The sequence below is a fragment of the Pantoea sp. paga genome (assembly GCF_007558755.1).
Taxonomy (GTDB): domain Bacteria; phylum Pseudomonadota; class Gammaproteobacteria; order Enterobacterales; family Enterobacteriaceae; genus Pantoea; species Pantoea agglomerans.
This window is the reverse complement of sequence record NZ_VLTF01000002.1, coordinates 263,201-276,914: the sequence shown is the minus strand read 5'-3', so window position 1 is coordinate 276,914 and position 13,714 is coordinate 263,201. Positions and strand designations below refer to the sequence as shown.

Sequence of the window (13,714 nt, the reverse complement as noted above, 5' to 3'; positions counted from 1 at the left end):
ACCCTCGCTGAACTAAGTTTAGTCGTAATGTTGCTTTTGCCGTGTCGTCTGTACAGTGAATTACAAAAGGGTGAAGGCTCTGACGCTTTCGGCAGAAATCGTGCCGGCAAAAGTGGGAAGTGTTGTTGATACGCGGCCTTATGGGTATGCTATGCGGATCTTAGAGCCAGAAAAATGTTTTTCATAAAGGACCACAGGCAGCCATGCAAGAGCAATACCGCCCGGAAGAAATTGAATCCCGTGTGCAGCAGCACTGGGATGAAAACGAAACGTTTAAAGTGACTGAGCAGGAAGGTAAAGAGAAATACTATTGCCTCTCCATGTTGCCCTATCCTTCTGGCCGCCTGCACATGGGCCACGTTCGTAACTACACCATCGGCGACGTAATCGCGCGTTATCAGCGTATGCTCGGCAAAAACGTACTACAGCCGATTGGCTGGGATGCTTTCGGCCTGCCTGCGGAAGGCGCTGCGGTGAAAAACAACACCGCTCCGGCCCCGTGGACTTACGACAACATCGCCTACATGAAAAACCAGCTCAAACTGCTGGGCTTTGGCTATGACTGGAGTCGTGAACTGGCAACCTGCCAGCCAGAATACTATCGCTGGGAACAGTGGTTCTTTACCAAACTGTATGAAAAAGGCCTGGTCTATAAAAAGACCTCTGCCGTGAACTGGTGCCCGAACGATCAGACGGTGCTGGCGAACGAGCAGGTGATCGACGGCTGCTGCTGGCGCTGCGACACCAAAGTTGAGCGTAAAGAGATCCCGCAGTGGTTTATCAAAATCACCGATTATGCGGAAGAGCTGCTGAACGACCTGGATACGCTGGAAGAGTGGCCTGAGCAGGTTAAAACCATGCAGCGTAACTGGATTGGCCGCTCTGAAGGTGTCGAAATCACCTTCGATGTGGCTGACAGCGAAGAGAAGGTCACCGTCTACACTACCCGCCCGGATACCTTTATCGGCGCAACCTATGTTGCTGTTGCCGCAGGCCATCCGCTGGCTACCCAGGCGTCGGTCAATAATCCGGCGCTGGCTGACTTTATCGCTGAATGCCGCAATACCAAAGTGGCCGAAGCCGATATGGCGACCATGGAGAAGAAAGGCATGGCGACCGGCCTGTCTGTTGTTCATCCGCTGACCGGCGAGCTTATCCCGGTCTGGGTTGCCAACTTTGTACTGATGGAATATGGCACCGGCGCCGTGATGGCGGTTCCGGCGCACGATCAGCGCGACTGGGAGTTTGCCACTAAATACGATCTGCCGATTAAACCGGTCATCCTGAATCTGGATGGTTCCATTCCTGACGTCAGCGCCGCGGCGATGACTGACAAAGGTGCGCTGTTCAACTCAGGTGAGTTTAACGGCATGGATCACGCCACCGGTTTTAACGCCATTGCAGATTTGCTGGCGGCAAAAGGCGTGGGCGTGCGTAAAGTGAACTACCGCCTGCGCGACTGGGGTGTCTCCCGTCAGCGCTACTGGGGTGCCCCTATCCCGATGGTGACGCTGGAAGACGGCACCGTCATGCCTGCACCAGAAGACCAGCTGCCGGTGATCCTGCCGGAAGATGTGGTGATGGATGGCATTACCAGCCCAATCAAAGCAGATCCGGAGTGGGCTAAAACCACGGTAAACGGCCAGCCTGCTCTGCGTGAAACCGACACCTTTGACACCTTTATGGAGTCTTCCTGGTACTACGCGCGTTATACCTGCGCCAGCTACAAGGAAGGCATGCTGGATCCGGCAGCGGCAAACTACTGGCTGCCGGTCGATCAGTATGTAGGCGGTATTGAACACGCCATCATGCACCTGATGTATTTCCGCTTCTTCCACAAGCTGCTGCGTGACGCGGGCCTGGTGAACTCTAATGAGCCAGCCAAACGTCTGCTGTGCCAGGGCATGGTGCTGGCTGACGCTTTCTACTCCCTCGGTGCCAACGGCGAGCGCAACTGGGTTTCACCGGTTGACGTTGAGGTTGAGCGGGATGAGAAAGGCCGCATTGTTAAAGCCACAGACACGCAGGGCCGTGAAGTGATCTACGCGGGCATGAGCAAAATGTCGAAGTCGAAAAACAACGGCATCGACCCACAGCTGATGGTTGAGCGTTACGGCGCGGATACCGTGCGTCTGTTTATGATGTTTGCTTCACCGGCGGAGATGACGCTGGAGTGGCAGGAGTCGGGCGTTGAAGGGGCGAACCGCTTCCTGAAACGCGTCTGGAAGCTGGTCTTCGAGCACACACAGAAAGGTGCGACCGTAGCACTCAATGTGGAGAGCCTGAATGACGAGCAGAAATCGCTGCGTCGCGATCTGCACAAAACCATCGCCAAAGTGGCGGATGATATTGGCCGTCGTCAGACTTTCAACACCGCCATTGCGGCGATCATGGAGCTGATGAACAAACTGGCACGCGCCCCGCAGGAAAGCGAGCAGGATCGCGCCCTGATGCAGGAAGCACTGCTGGCCATCGTCCGTCTGCTCTATCCGTTTACCCCGCACGCCTGCTATGTTCTGTGGCAGACGCTGGGTGGCGAAGGCACTATCGATGAAGCGAGCTGGCCGGTTGCTGATGAAGCCGCTATGGTTGAAGATTCGCTACTGGTAGTGGTTCAGGTTAACGGTAAAGTGCGTGGTAAAATCACCGTGCCAGCCGATGCAACACAGGAACAGGTTCAGGCACGCGCTGCGCAGGAGCATCTGGTAGCGAAGTATCTGGACGGCGTGACTATCCGTAAAGTCATTTATGTACCGGGCAAACTGCTTAACCTGGTCGTAGGTTAAGTTCAGGAGGAACTGTGCGACATCCGATTATCAGGCTGTTTGTCATGCTGGCGGTGGTGATCACCGCTGGCTGTGGTTTTCATCCGCGCGGCACCACTCAGGTGCCCAGCGAACTGAAAACCCTGATTGTTTCAACCGGCGATCCTTATGGGCCGCTGGCGCGTACTGTGCGTCAGCAGCTGCGTATCAACGATGTCAAAATTGTTGAAGACAGCAAACAGAATCGCACCGATATTCCGACGCTGCGTCTGGGTCCGGAAGCCTCGGGTCGTAATACCGCGTCGGTCTTTATCAGCGGCACTACTGCCGAGTATCAGCTGGTGATGACCCTCACTGCGCAGGTGCTGTTGCCAGGCAAAGGTATCTATCCTATCAGCACCACGGTTTATCGGTCGTTCTTCGATAACCCGAACGCTGCGCTGGCAAAAGATGCCGAGCAGGATCTGATCACGCAGGAGATGCGTCAGCGTGCCGCTGAACAGCTGGTACGTAAACTGCTGACGGTACACGCCGCGCAGATCAACAGCAAAGAGACCTTACCGGCGTCAGTGATTCCGGTGCCGGGTCAGGGTTCACAGGAAGCGCCCACTTCCTCTGCTACCAGCCTGCAATGATCAGGATTTATCCTGAGCAACTCAGCGCGCAGCTCCGTGAGGGGCTGCGCGCCTGTTATTTGTTAGCCGGTAACGAACCGCTGCTGCTGCAGGAAAGTTCAGATGCGATTCGCGTCGCCGCAACCGCGCAGGGATTCGAAGAACATTTTAGTTTTACGCTGGATGCACAGACTGACTGGGAGAGCCTGTTCGTCAGTTGCCAGTCACTGAGCCTGTTTGCTCAGCGTCAGACCATGACGCTGCAATTCCCCGATAATGGCCCTAACGCCGCGATGGCAGAACAGCTGGTTAAGCTGTCGCAGTTGCTGCACGCCGATATTCTGCTGATCTGCCGAATGGCGAAGCTGACCAAAGCGCAGGAAAACAGCGCCTGGTTTAAAGCGTTGTCCGCCTCTGCGGTATTGGTGCCCTGTCAGACGCCCGAACAGGCGCAACTGCCACGCTGGGTCGTTAATCGCGCTAAGGCGCTGAAATTATCGGTAGATGACGCGGCCGTGCAGCTGTTGTGTTACTGCTATGAAGGCAATCTGCTGGCGCTGGCGCAGGCGCTGGAGCGGCTCTCGCTGCAGTGGCCCGACGGCAAGCTGACACTGCCCCGGGTTGAAGAGGCGGTCAGTGATGCCGCGCACTTTACTCCCTTCCACTGGGTGGATGCCCTGCTGGCGGGAAAAAGCCGCCGCGCCCTGCATATTCTGCATCAGCTGGAGAAAGAAGAGAGCGAAGTGGTGATACTGCTGCGTACGCTGCAGCGCGATCTGCTGACGCTGCTGCATCTGCAACGCCACCAGACAGCGCAGCCGCTGCGTACGCTGATGGATCAGCAGCGTATCTGGCAGAACCGCCGTGCGCTGTTTACCGACGCGCTGCAACGGCTGGATGCCACGCGTCTGCAACGCGCCATTCATCTGCTGAGCCAGATTGAGATCACCCTGAAGCAGGATTATGGACAGCCGGTGTGGCCGCAGTTGCAGACCCTGACGCTGCTGCTCAGCAGTCGTGCTTTTCCGACGAGCTTTGCCCATGTCTGAGTTACACGCGCTGTTTGGCGGCACCTTTGATCCGATTCATTTTGGCCATCTGCGCCCGGTCGAAGCGCTGGCGCAACAGACCGGCCTGCAGCGTGTAACGCTGCTGCCCAACAATGTGCCGCCGCATCGTCCGCAACCGGAAGCCAGCGCTGCCCAGCGGGTTGCTATGCTGCGCTGCGCTATCCGCGACCTGCCGCTGTTTGAGATTGATACGCGCGAACTGGAACGCGACACGCCGTCCTGGACCGTGACCACCCTGGAAGCCTGGCGAACCGAGCGCGGTGCAGAGCAGCCGCTGGGATTTATTATTGGTCAGGATTCATTGCTGAGCTTATCAAAATGGCATCGCTGGCAGGATCTGCTGTCACTCTGCCATCTGCTGGTATGCCAGCGACCCGGCTATCCGACCCGGTTCGACTCGCCTGACATGCAGCGCTGGCTTGAGCAACACCTCGCTCAGGATATCCGGCAGTTGCATCAGCAGCCCGCAGGCCATATCTGGCTGGCGGACACTCCTCTCTATGACATTTCGGCCACGGAAATTCGCCGCCGTCGCCACCAGAATCAGCCCTGCGACGATCTGTTGCCCGCTGCGGTTATCGATTATATCGACCGCGAAGGCTTATATCGCGACTGATCCGGGCATGCTATACTACGCCGCTTAATTTTTTGGCTGCACTCTCCGGGCTTACAGCCGGCTCGTTACCACCAGATTCCAAGGGGAACCTTTTGCAAGGTAAAGCACTCCAAGAGTTCGTTATTGATAAGATTGATGATCTCAAAGGCCAGGACATTGTTACCATCGACGTTCAGGGCAAATCCAGCATCACCGATTTCATGATCATCTGCACCGGCACCTCCACGCGTCATGTGACTTCGATCGCAGAACACGTAGAGCAGGAGTCGCGTTTAGCAGGCCTGATGCCACTGGGCATTGAAGGTAAAAGCGCGGCAGACTGGGTCGTGGTCGATCTGGGTGATGTCATCGTGCATGTGATGCAGGAAGAGAGTCGCCAGCTGTATGAGCTGGAAAAACTCTGGGGCTAATCGGTGAAACTGCAACTTGTTGCCGTCGGCACGAAAATGCCTGACTGGGTGCAGACCGGTTTTATGGAATATCTGCGCCGCTTCCCGAAAGATATGCCGCTTGAGCTGACCGAAGTAACCGCAGGTAAACGCGGTAAAAATGCTGATATCAAACGCATCCTTGAAAAAGAGGGTGACGCGATGTTAGCGGCGGTCGGCAAAGGCAATCGCATCGTCACGCTGGATATTCCTGGTCATCCGTGGGAAACCCCGCAGCTGGCGCAGCAGCTTGAACGCTGGAAGCTGGATGGTCGCGATGTCAGCCTGCTGATTGGCGGGCCTGAAGGCCTGGCCCCCGCCTGCAAAGCGGCGGCAGAGCAGAGCTGGTCACTGTCAGCATTGACGTTGCCCCATCCGCTGGTGCGCGTGCTGGTAGCCGAAAGTCTGTATCGGGCCTGGAGCATAACGACAAATCATCCTTATCATCGTGAATGACCGATCAGCCCACATCAGACATGACAAGTAGCGGATGAAATTACAAAGCAACGCCTTTCGCGATTACAGCGCCGAACAGAAACTCTTTGTCCGTCGGGCCTTTATCGCCTTCGTCGGTATCTTACTGCTCTCTTCAGTACTGGTGGTTAACCTTTACCACCTGCAGATCCTTCGCTTTGATGATTACAGCACCCGCTCCAACCAGAACCGTATCAAACTGGTGCCTGTGGCCCCCAGCCGCGGCATAATTTACGATCGTACCGGCACGCCGCTGGCCCTGAACCGCACCATCTATCAGGCAGAACTGGTCCCGGAAAAAGTTGATAATCTGCAACAGACCCTGGAAAACTTACGCCCCATTCTTGAGCTGACTGACGAAGACCTCGAAAACTTCCAGAAAGAGCGTAAACGCTCGCGTCGGTTCACCTCTATCCCGGTTAAAACCGGTCTGAATGACGTGCAGGTGGCGCGCTTTGCGGTCAATCAGTACCGCTTCCCCGGCGTGGAAGTTAAAGGTTACCAGCGACGCTACTACCCTTACGGTGCCACACTGACGCATGTGGTCGGCTACGTCTCAAAAATCAACGATCGTGACGTTGCACGCCTCGACAAAGAGGGCATATGGCCTAACTACGCCGCGACGCACGACATCGGCAAGCTGGGCATTGAAGCCTATTACGAAGATTTGCTGCACGGCAAAACCGGCTTTGAAGAGGTTGAGGTCAACAACCGTGGCCGGGTCATTCGCCAGCTGCATGAGGAGTCTCCTCAGGCAGGCCGTGATATCTATCTGACTATCGATCTCAAACTGCAGCAATATGTCGAGACCCTGCTGGCGGGCAGTCGCGCGGCCGTCGTGGTCAGCGACCCGCGCACCGGCGAAATTCTCGCTATGGTCTCAACGCCCAGCTATGACGCCAACCTGTTTGTCGACGGTATTTCCAGTAAGGATTACCGCGGCCTGCTGGAAGATGAAAACCGCCCGCTCTATAACCGTGCGATTCAGGCCGCCTATCCACCAGCTTCGACGGTTAAACCTTATGTGGCGGTCTCTGCCCTGAGTGCTGGCGTAATTAATCGTAATACCAGCCTGTTTGATCCCGGCTGGTGGCAGCTTCCCGGTTCAGAAAAACGCTTCCGCGACTGGAAAAAATGGGGCCACGGACGTCTGAACGTTACCAAAGCGCTGGAAGAGTCTGCCGATACCTTCTTCTATCAGGTTGCCTATGACATGGGCATCGACCGTCTGTCGGAGTGGATGAATAAATTTGGTTACGGCAGCCGTACCGGCATCGATTTACCGCAGGAGAGCGCCGGTAACATGCCGACCCGCGACTGGAAACAGAGACGCTTTAAAAAGCCGTGGTATCAGGGCGATACCATTCCGGTGGGGATCGGACAGGGTTACTGGACCGCCACGCCGTTGCAGATGAACAAAGCGATGATGATTCTGATCAACGACGGCGTCGTCAAAGTGCCGCATATGCTGCGCGCCACCCGCGAAGGCCGTACTCTGGTGCCGTATCGCCAGCCGCCTGAAGCCCCGATTGGTGATATCCATTCCGGCTACTGGGAAATTGCCAAAGATGGCATGTATGGCGTGGCGAACCGGCCCAACGGCACCGCGCACAAGAGCTTCGCCGATGCGCCCTATAAAATCGCCGCCAAGTCCGGTACGGCCCAGGTCTTTGGCCTGAAAGAGAATGAAACCTATAACGCCCATAAAATTGCTGAACGATTACGCGACCATAAATTAATGACCGCGTTTGCCCCTTATGACAAACCTCGGGTCGCCGTGACCATTATCCTGGAAAACGGTGGCGCCGGTCCGGCTGTCGGCACCGTCATGCGCCAGATTCTGGATCACATTATGTTGGGTGATAACAATACTGTCCTGCCGGACGCCGCTCCTGTGCCGCCCGGTTATGAAGGTGAATAAACATGTCGATGCAAGATAGTCCGCAGAAACGTTCGATCTGGATGCGCATCCACATCGATCCGCTGTTTATGCTGATCATTCTCGGCCTGCTGACCTATAGCGCTGTGGTGATCTGGAGCGCCAGTGGTCAGGATCCCGGCATGATGGAGCGTAAACTCGGTCAGATCGCGATGGGGCTGGTCATCATGATTGTGCTGGCGCAGGTACCGCCGCGCGTCTATGAAGGCTGGGCACCCTATCTCTATATTGTCTGCGTCATTCTGCTGGTGGCGGTGGATGCCTTCGGGCAGATCAGTAAAGGCGCTCAACGCTGGCTCGATCTCGGCTTTGTGCGTTTTCAGCCCTCTGAGATTGCCAAGATAGCGGTGCCTTTGATGGTGGCGCGCTTTATCAACCGCGATGTCTGTCCGCCAACGCTGAAAAATACCGGCATTGCGCTGATTCTGATCTTCCTGCCCACCCTGCTGGTGGCGGCACAGCCCGATCTCGGCACCTCGATTCTGATTGCTGCCTCCGGCTTGTTTGTGCTGTTCCTCTCGGGTATGAGCTGGAAACTGATTGGCGTAGCCGTGTTGCTGGTCGCCGCCTTTATCCCGATTTTGTGGTTTTTCCTGATGCACGATTATCAGCGTGACCGCGTGATGATGCTGCTCGACCCGGAAACGGACCCGCTGGGTGCGGGCTATCACATTATCCAGTCGAAAATTGCTATTGGCTCGGGAGGCCTGCGCGGTAAAGGCTGGCTGCAGGGCACCCAGTCTCAGCTGGAGTTTTTGCCGGAACGTCATACCGACTTTATCTTTGCGGTTCTGGCCGAAGAGTTAGGCCTGGTTGGCGTGCTGCTGCTGCTGACCCTTTATCTGCTGCTAATCATGCGGGGATTGGTGGTGGCAGCCCGGGCGCAGACCACCTTTGGCCGGGTAATGGCGGGCGGTTTAATGCTGATTTTATTCGTTTATGTTTTCGTTAACATTGGCATGGTTAGTGGTATCTTACCGGTAGTTGGCGTGCCGCTGCCGCTGGTCAGTTATGGCGGCTCCGCGCTTATCGTGCTTATGGCGGGATTTGGCATTGTGATGTCGATCCACACTCACCGAAAAATGTTATCTAAAAGTGTCTAAGAGGCTGCAGATGCGTAAGGAATGGCTTGGCGTTGCACTGGCATCACTGGTTCTGGCGGCCTGTACCACGCCGGAACCCCAAAATACGGCGCCGCCGCAACCGGCTTACAATGGACCGGTGGTTGAGATTCCAGGCGTTGAGCCACGTTATGAGCCGATCAATCCGGGCACCAGCCAGGATTACAGCGTGAACGGCAAAAATTATCGCGTCATCAAAGATCCGTCGAACTACAGTGAAGTCGGCCTCGCCACCTGGTACGGCGAAGAGGCACAGGGCAACCGCACCGCCACCGGCGAAGCCTACGATCCTGATGCGCTGACCGCGGCCCACCCTACTCTGCCGCTGCCGAGCTATGTGCGCGTGACCAATATCGCGAATGGCCGTCAGATTGTGGTGCGCGTTAACGATCGCGGCCCTTACACGCCAGGACGCATTATCGACCTGTCGCGGGCTGCCGGTGACCGCCTGAATATCTCCAATAATTCGCGCGTGCGGGTTGATTACATCAAGGTCGCCCCAGACGGCACGCTCTCTGGCCCCGGCACCATCGGGACCGTCGTGGCAAAACAGAGTTACTCTCTGCCAGCCCGGCCGGACCTGAGTGGCGGCGCGGTGATGAACGGCGGCAGCTCAGCACCCTCAGAGCCGCCTGCGCAAAATGTTGAGGCCATCAGCAACAGCACGCTGCAAAGCGGTGACAACATGGGTGCGCCAGTGCAGAGCAGCGGCTTTCTTGGTGCACCCCAGCCATTAGCGACCGGCGTACTGGAAGGTAACGAACCGCCAGCCGCAGCACCCGCCAGTTCCGCACCGGCAGTCAGCAATGCTGCTCCCGCAGCAGCCAGCGCCGCACCTGCAGCCAGCAGTGGTGGTGCCGATGGATATGTGGTGCAGGTCGGTGCGCTGAATGACCCGGCGCGTGCCCAGCAGATGATGAAAAGCCTGAGCCAGCGTTATGGCGTGCCCGGTAAGGTAGAAGACGCGGGCAACAATGTGTATCGCGTTCAGCTCGGCGGCTACACCTCCCGCGCCGAAGCGGCTGCGCTGCAACAGCGCCTGAGCAGTGAAGGCCAGGCCGCCTCATTTATTACTAACACGCGTCGCTGAACCGTTTGTCAGACACAGACAGCTGCACGTTATGTCTGCTAACAACCCAATCATCACGCCCGGTGTCAGTTAATCTGGCATTGGGTATGATGAGTGACATTTTCAACCTCAAACTCACGGATGTTGTAGTCCTACACATGAACACGCTGAAATCATCTCGTTTGCTGAAACGCCTGACAGTGGGATCACTGATCGCTTTCTCTCTCAGCCATGCTGCTATTGCTGATGACGTCAATCTCAAGACCATGATTCCGGGCGTACCGGACATTGATGCCGAAGCGTACGTCCTTATCGACTACAACTCAGGCAAAGTGCTGGCAGAGAAAAATGCCGATGCACGTCGCGATCCTGCCAGTCTGACCAAGATGATGACCAGCTATGTCATTGGTCAGGCCGTTAAAGCGGGTAAAATTCATCAGGACGATATGGTCACCGTCGGCCCGGATGCCTGGGCGACCGGCAACCCGGTGTTCAAAGGTTCCTCGCTGATGTTCCTTAAGCCAGGCGACCGCGTGCCGGTTTCTCAGCTGACCCGTGGGATTGTGCTGCAGTCCGGTAACGACGCCTGTGTTGCGATGGCTGACTATGTCGCTGGCAGCCAGGATGCGTTCGTTAACCTGATGAACAACTATGTTAAAGCGATTGGTCTGCAGAATACCCACTTCCAGACTGTTCATGGTCTGGACGCGGAAGGTCAGTACAGCTCCGCGCGCGATATGGCATTGATCGGTCAGGCGCTGATCCGTGACGTGCCGGAAGAGTATGCTGTCTATAAAGAGAAAGAGTTTACCTTCAATAATATCCGTCAGATGAACCGTAACGGTCTGCTGTGGGATACCAACCTGAATGTGGACGGCATCAAAACCGGTCACACCAACTCTGCCGGTTACAACCTGGTGGCGTCTGCGACTGAAGGCCAGATGCGCCTGATTTCTGCTGTCATGGGCGGTCATACCTACAAAGGCCGTGAAACTGAGAGTAAGAAACTGCTCACCTGGGGTTTCCGTTTCTTTGAAACCGTTGCACCACTGAAAGCGGGCAAAGAGTTCGCCTCTGAGCCAGTCTGGTTCGGCGATAACGACCGTGTGCAGCTGGGCGTGGAAAAAGATGCTTACCTGACCATCCCACGTGGCCGTATGAAAGATCTGAAAGCCAGCTATGTGCTGACCAACACAGAACTGCATGCACCACTGAAGAAAAATCAGGTAGTCGGCAGCATCAACTTCCAGCTGGATGGCAAGACTATCGAACAGCGTCCGCTGGTAGTGCTGAACGAGATCTCTGAAGGAGGTTTCTTTGGCCGTATCGTTGATTACATCAAGCTGATGTTCCATCACTGGTTCGGTTAAGCGTGACGGGTGATTGAAAAATCACCCCTTCGCCCCCATTACACGATATTATGTTGCTCCCGCTCAGGCGGGAGCCTGTTTTTTATGCACCGGAGTTAATATGAAAACCAAACTGAATGAGCTGCTCGAATTTCCTACCCCGTTTACCTACAAGGTAATGGGTCTGGCACAACCGGAGCTGGTTGATCAAGTGGTTGAAGTGGTGCAACGCCATGCGCCAGGCGACTACAGCCCAGAAGTTAAGCCGAGCAGCAAAGGCAACTATCACTCCGTAAACATCACTATCACCGCCACCCACATCGAGCAGGTAGAACGCCTGTACGAAGAGCTGGGCAACATCGAAATTGTGCGGATGGTACTGTAATTTACGGGTCGGCAAGGCGCCTCTGCCTGACGGTTTGCCGACGTTATCCTCAGCGTTATTTCCTTTAGCGGGCTATCGTTTTGTCAGTTGAAACTCTTCTTGTCCGCCAGTCAGGTCTGCGCGACTGGCAATCTGTCTCCGACGCCATGCATCACTATACCGACCAGCGCAACGACCAGAGTCGTGATGAAATCTGGCTGGTTGAACATCCTCCGGTCTTTACTCAGGGTCAGGCGGGCAAAGCAGAGCATCTGCTGATGCCAGGCGAGATCCCGGTGGTGCAGAGTGACCGTGGGGGTCAGGTCACCTATCACGGGCCGGGACAGCAGGTGATGTACGTCCTGATCGATGTGAAACGCCGTAAGCTCGGCGTACGCCAGCTGGTGACCATTCTTGAAGAGACGGTTATCGCCACCCTGGCAGAATTTGGCGTCAGCGCCCGCGCCCGCGCTGATGCACCCGGCGTCTACGTCGGGGAAGAGAAAATCTGCTCACTGGGATTACGCATCCGTAAAGGCTGCTCGTTTCACGGTCTGGCGCTGAATGTTGCCATGGATTTGTCGCCCTTCCTGCGCATCAATCCCTGTGGTTACGCCGGCATGAGCATGACCCAGTTGAAAAATTTCCAGCCAGAGGTGACGACGGAGCAGGTACACTCTCCGCTGGTCAGCGCGTTTGCGCGGCTGTCAGGTTATGAAAATGTTGAATGGATTTCAGGGGATCTCCCTGTTAAACCTTAACGCAGAATGCGAATTTACAAATATGTAACTTATCCGCGCTGACTGTGGCTGCTTCGCAGGCGATGTGATGATATAATTTTTGCACTTTTTTCAAATAAAGTTGAAAGCAGCCTTCCCGGTTTGAGTGGGAACGCTTTCAAATCGCAATCCGACCGGAACCTGCTGATTTATGAGTAAACCAATTCAGATGGAACGCGGCGTCAAATATCGTGACGCAGACAAAATGGCGCTGATCCCGGTGAAAACCGTGGCTGTTGAACGGCAGGAGATGTTGCGTAAGCCGGAATGGATGAAAATCAAGCTGCCAGCTGACTCCAGTCGTATTCAGGGCATTAAAGCCGCGATGCGCAAAAACGGGCTGCACTCAGTCTGTGAAGAGGCATCCTGCCCTAACCTCGCCGAATGCTTCAACCACGGCACCGCCACCTTTATGATCCTTGGCGCAATCTGTACCCGTCGTTGTCCGTTCTGCGATGTGGCACATGGACGCCCCAATGCCCCTGACGCTAACGAACCCGCTAAACTGGCGCAGACGATTGCCGATATGGGCCTGCGCTACGTGGTGATCACCTCGGTTGACCGCGATGATTTGCGTGATGGTGGCGCACAGCACTTTGCCGACTGCATCAGCGCGATTCGCGAAAAAAATCCGACGATCAAAATCGAAACGCTGGTGCCGGACTTCCGTGGCCGTATGGATCGCGCGCTGGAGATTCTCACCGCGACGCCACCGGATGTGTTTAACCACAATCTGGAAAACGTACCGCGCGTCTACCGCCAGGTGCGTCCGGGCGCGAACTATGAGTGGTCACTTAAGCTGCTTGAACGTTTCAAAGAGGCGCATCCTCACATCCCGACAAAATCGGGTCTGATGGTGGGCCTGGGCGAAACCAATGCCGAAATCGTTGAAGTGATGCGCGATCTGCGTCGCCATGGTGTCACCATGCTGACGCTGGGCCAGTATCTGCAGCCGAGCCGCCACCACCTGCCGGTTCAGCGTTACGTCAGCCCGGCTGAGTTCGATGAGATGAAAGAAGAAGCGATGGCGATGGGCTTTACCCATGCCGCGTGCGGTCCGTTTGTCCGCTCTTCCTATCACGCGGATATGCAGGCCAAAGGCGAAGAAGTGAAATAATCACGCCTC

The 13,714-nt window shown here is 55.9% G+C and carries 13 protein-coding genes; all 13 read left to right on the top strand.

Annotated features, from left to right (window positions below; translation table 11 throughout):
- Window positions 1-203: 203 nt before the first annotated feature.
- Window positions 204-2,786: a leucine--tRNA ligase gene (gene leuS, locus FOV68_RS06935; RefSeq protein WP_064704645.1), complete on the top strand. Its 2,583-nt coding sequence runs from the start codon at window positions 204-206 to the stop codon at window positions 2,784-2,786.
- A gap of 14 nt (window positions 2,787-2,800) precedes the next feature.
- Window positions 2,801-3,400: an LPS assembly lipoprotein LptE gene (lptE, locus tag FOV68_RS06930; RefSeq protein WP_031592230.1), complete on the top strand. Its 600-nt coding sequence runs from the start codon at window positions 2,801-2,803 to the stop codon at window positions 3,398-3,400.
- Window positions 3,397-4,428 carry a DNA polymerase III subunit delta gene (gene holA, locus FOV68_RS06925; RefSeq protein ID WP_010258966.1) on the top strand — a complete coding sequence of 344 codons (1,032 nt, stop codon included), beginning with the start codon at window positions 3,397-3,399 and terminating at the stop codon, window positions 4,426-4,428. The genes lptE and holA overlap by 4 nt, the downstream gene beginning before the upstream one ends.
- Window positions 4,421-5,065 carry a nicotinate-nucleotide adenylyltransferase gene (nadD, locus tag FOV68_RS06920; protein ID WP_022626055.1) on the top strand — a complete coding sequence of 215 codons (645 nt, stop codon included), beginning with the start codon at window positions 4,421-4,423 and terminating at the stop codon, window positions 5,063-5,065. Before holA ends, nadD begins: the two co-directional genes overlap by 8 nt.
- Window positions 5,066-5,157: 92 nt before the next feature.
- Window positions 5,158-5,475 (top strand): ribosome silencing factor, encoded by a 318-nt coding sequence (gene rsfS, locus FOV68_RS06915; protein ID WP_010258968.1) that lies wholly within the window; start codon window positions 5,158-5,160, stop codon window positions 5,473-5,475.
- Window positions 5,476-5,478: 3 nt separating this feature from the next.
- On the top strand, window positions 5,479-5,949 hold the full coding sequence (gene rlmH / locus FOV68_RS06910) for a 23S rRNA (pseudouridine(1915)-N(3))-methyltransferase RlmH (RefSeq protein WP_064704644.1): 471 nt from the start codon (window positions 5,479-5,481) through the stop codon (window positions 5,947-5,949).
- Window positions 5,950-5,983: 34 nt separating this feature from the next.
- The gene (mrdA, locus tag FOV68_RS06905; RefSeq protein WP_031592233.1) at window positions 5,984-7,888 is read left to right on the top strand and encodes a peptidoglycan DD-transpeptidase MrdA; all 1,905 of its coding nucleotides are present in this window, start codon (window positions 5,984-5,986) and stop codon (window positions 7,886-7,888) included.
- 8 nt (window positions 7,889-7,896) lie between these two features.
- Window positions 7,897-9,009, top strand: coding sequence for a peptidoglycan glycosyltransferase MrdB (mrdB, locus tag FOV68_RS06900; protein ID WP_031592234.1), 1,113 nt, complete (start codon window positions 7,897-7,899; stop codon window positions 9,007-9,009).
- Window positions 9,010-9,019: 10 nt separating this feature from the next.
- Complete coding sequence (gene rlpA / locus FOV68_RS06895) at window positions 9,020-10,117, top strand: endolytic peptidoglycan transglycosylase RlpA (protein WP_069025939.1); 1,098 nt, start codon at window positions 9,020-9,022, stop codon at window positions 10,115-10,117.
- A 137-nt stretch (window positions 10,118-10,254) separates the two neighbouring features.
- Window positions 10,255-11,466 carry a D-alanyl-D-alanine carboxypeptidase DacA gene (gene dacA, locus FOV68_RS06890; RefSeq protein ID WP_010258977.1) on the top strand — a complete coding sequence of 404 codons (1,212 nt, stop codon included), beginning with the start codon at window positions 10,255-10,257 and terminating at the stop codon, window positions 11,464-11,466.
- 100 nt (window positions 11,467-11,566) lie between these two features.
- The gene (gene ybeD / locus FOV68_RS06885) at window positions 11,567-11,830 is read left to right on the top strand and encodes a DUF493 family protein YbeD (RefSeq protein WP_003854030.1); all 264 of its coding nucleotides are present in this window, start codon (window positions 11,567-11,569) and stop codon (window positions 11,828-11,830) included.
- Between the two features lie 80 nt (window positions 11,831-11,910).
- Window positions 11,911-12,570, top strand: a complete 660-nt coding sequence (gene lipB / locus FOV68_RS06880; protein ID WP_029519432.1) for a lipoyl(octanoyl) transferase LipB — start codon at window positions 11,911-11,913, stop codon at window positions 12,568-12,570.
- Between the two features lie 169 nt (window positions 12,571-12,739).
- Window positions 12,740-13,705, top strand: a complete 966-nt coding sequence (gene lipA, locus FOV68_RS06875; RefSeq protein ID WP_010258979.1) for a lipoyl synthase — start codon at window positions 12,740-12,742, stop codon at window positions 13,703-13,705.
- The last annotated feature ends 9 nt before the right edge of the window (window positions 13,706-13,714 follow it).

Bases quoted from the DNA above. Each gene is read 5' to 3' on its own strand.
- dacA (WP_010258977.1), top strand. From the start codon at position 10,255: ATGAACACGCTGAAATCATCTCGTTTGCTGAAACGCCTGACAGTGGGA.
- rlpA (WP_069025939.1), top strand. From the start codon at position 9,020: ATGCGTAAGGAATGGCTTGGCGTTGCACTGGCATCACTGGTTCTGGCG.
- ybeD (WP_003854030.1), top strand. From the start codon at position 11,567: ATGAAAACCAAACTGAATGAGCTGCTCGAATTTCCTACCCCGTTTACC.
- lipA (WP_010258979.1), top strand. From the start codon at position 12,740: ATGAGTAAACCAATTCAGATGGAACGCGGCGTCAAATATCGTGACGCA.
- mrdA (WP_031592233.1), top strand. From the start codon at position 5,984: ATGAAATTACAAAGCAACGCCTTTCGCGATTACAGCGCCGAACAGAAA.
- leuS (WP_064704645.1), top strand. From the start codon at position 204: ATGCAAGAGCAATACCGCCCGGAAGAAATTGAATCCCGTGTGCAGCAG.
- nadD (WP_022626055.1), top strand. From the start codon at position 4,421: ATGTCTGAGTTACACGCGCTGTTTGGCGGCACCTTTGATCCGATTCAT.
- holA (WP_010258966.1), top strand. From the start codon at position 3,397: ATGATCAGGATTTATCCTGAGCAACTCAGCGCGCAGCTCCGTGAGGGG.
- mrdB (WP_031592234.1), top strand. From the start codon at position 7,897: ATGCAAGATAGTCCGCAGAAACGTTCGATCTGGATGCGCATCCACATC.